A 2,390-nucleotide genomic window follows, 5' to 3' on the forward strand; every position below is an offset into this window, starting at 1 on the left:
CGTCAGCCGGCCCCGGCCCCGGCCCCGGCTGACGTGTGCGCGGCGCGTCAGTAGCGCCTGCGGGACGCGTGCCGGATCGCGTCCAGGGAGAGCGTCGGCGCCCCGGCCAGGACGAGGGGCAGCCACGCCATGAGGTAGATCAGGTCGTTGCCGTAGTAGTACGGCTCCGTGCTCCAGCTCACCGTCAGCCACAGGCTCAGCGAGATCAGCGCCCCGCCGAGCGCGGCGAGGCGCGCCCACAGGCCCGCCAGCGTGCCGAGGCCGGCGGCCAACTCACCGATGCCGATGGCGTACCCGAACGCCTCGGGATTCCTGAGCGCCTGGTCCACGAGCCACGGCACGGCCGAGCCGTCCCGCACGTTGCGCATCATCTCGCCGATCGAGCCGCTGCCGCTCGCCGAGAGGAATCCGGGGTCGGTGAGCTTGTCCAGGCCGGCGTAGACGAAGGTGACGCCGAGGAAGACGCGGAGCGGGAGCAGGGCGTGGCGGGAGGCGTTCGCCCGCCAAGGGCGGGACCGCGACGATGTGCTGATGCCGGATCGGTTCGTGCGGTGTGCCGCCGCCATGTGGTGCCGCCTTTCCTCGCCCCTGTCGGGGTGATTCTCCCCTGGGGCGGTCCGCCCGGCGACACATACGGCGGCGCACCCACGACCGTTCAGACACGGCGGCGCACGCGAGACCGTTCAGATGCGGCGGCCCGCCCGAGACCGTTCAGACACAGCCCGTACGGACACGGCGGCCCGCCCGCCACCGTACGGCCCCCCGCTCGACCGCCGTCAGTCGACGACCTCGATCGCGTAGCGGTTCGTCTCCGCGCCCGAGGCCGTGACCACCTGCACCTCCACCCGGCCCGGCTCCACCTCCGCCGGGACCGGCACGGTCAGCGCCGTGTCCGTGGGGTTGACGAAGCCGCCCGGCACCGGGACCAGCGGCACGTGCACATGCACCGCCCCCAGCCGGACGACCATGCGGGCGAGCGCGTCCGGCGTCTGCGCCCCCGGCGGCACGAACCCCGCGCCGCGGATCTCGATGTCGTCACCGGGCCGGATGGGGCCGTCGAGGTCGCCGAGCTCGCGGGCCCGTACGACCGACAGCACGACCGGCCGCCCGCCCTCGGCCCACTTCCCGGCCAGATAGGTCAGCGCGGAGACCACCAGCAGCAGGGTGAGCCCCCACGGCACATCGGGGAGCCGGTCGGGCTGGCGGCCCAGCCGGGCCAGCGCGAAGACGACGACGGCGGTGGCGATCAGTACGTACTGGGCGTCGCTGAAGCTGCCCCGCCCGGCGTCGTCGGTGAGCAGGTCGCGGGCGTGCGAGCGCTCGGCGCGGACCTTCTGGAGGCGCTGGCTGCGCACCCGCACGGTGACCACCCGGCGGGCGATCACCGCGACCGCGCAGACCACGGCGAAGGAGGTCAGCACGCCCGCGCCCTGGCCCAGGCGCAGCCCGTCGATCAGGGCGCGCCGCCGGTCCTGTCCGCCGGCGAGGGTGAGTTCACAGGCGAGGACGAGCACGGTGAAGACGGCGAGCAGCACCCAGGCCGCGGCCACCGCGCGCGAGGTGGAGAGCCGGTTGTCCTCGCCGATGAGCGGGGCGAGCAGGCCGCCCCTGGCGCGGTGCAGCCGGGCGGCGACGGTGAGGAGCACGCCGAGGGCCAGGGTGGCGAGCAGCGCGGCGGTCCGGGCCGGGGACCAGCCGGCCCCGACCGCCGTGGCCGTCGCCGCGAGGAGCAGCGCCACCGCCCCGCCCCACACCACCAGCAGGGTGCCGCGCCAGACGCCGCGCAGCCAGGCCTCGCCGGCCGCCCGGCCGCCGTCGGCGACCTGCCGGGCGGAGTGCGTCAGCTCGTCGGAGACCCACTGCCGGGAGGCGCCCGCGGAGTGCGCGAGCGCGGCGGGCACGCCGACCCCCGCCGCGAGGCCGTCGCGCTGGGCGACGAAGGCGGCGACGGCACGGCGGTGCCCCTCCCGCGCCCCGTGCGGGCAGTCACCACAGGCGCAGCCGCTGCCATGAGCGGGCGCGCTCGTACTGTCCCTGACCGACTCCACGCGGCTTCGCCTCCAACGTCCGTACGATGAGAGGGAGATGCGAGGGAATTGTGCCGCACCCGGGGCTCGTGGGAGGCCCTCTCCGCCCGGCGGGTGGGAGCGGGGGCGGGCGCGCGGCGACGCCGAGGTCGGCGGGGGCGCCCGGCTGACGAGATCGTTTCCCGGTGGCTCACCGGTGTGGGTGGACTCAGGTGTTCGAGCGGTGCCGGTTCGTCCGGTCCCGCGCGGGTGGTCCCCGTTCGGCCGGGAAGCGCCCGTACGGTGCTCGGTGTTCCGCGGCCGCGGCCGGCCCGCCGGGCGCGGGAACGGGCCGATCGCCGCAGTACGGGCGGGGGTTACGGG

General features: G+C 76.0%; 2 protein-coding genes. Both read right to left on the reverse strand.

Features of this window, described 5'->3' with window-relative positions:
* Positions 1-47: 47 nt before the first annotated feature.
* Positions 48-566, reverse strand: coding sequence for a DoxX family protein (locus ACSNOD_RS30485; RefSeq protein ID WP_436770318.1), 519 nt, complete (start codon positions 564-566; stop codon positions 48-50).
* Between the two features lie 210 nt (positions 567-776).
* A complete protein-coding gene (locus ACSNOD_RS30490) occupies positions 777-2,048 on the reverse strand; it encodes a hypothetical protein (RefSeq protein ID WP_436770319.1) in 1,272 nt (423 codons plus the stop codon).
* Between the last annotated feature and the right edge of the window lie 342 nt (positions 2,049-2,390).

Source organism: Streptomyces sp. URMC 123, assembly GCF_051386515.1.
GTDB lineage: Bacteria > Actinomycetota > Actinomycetes > Streptomycetales > Streptomycetaceae > Streptomyces.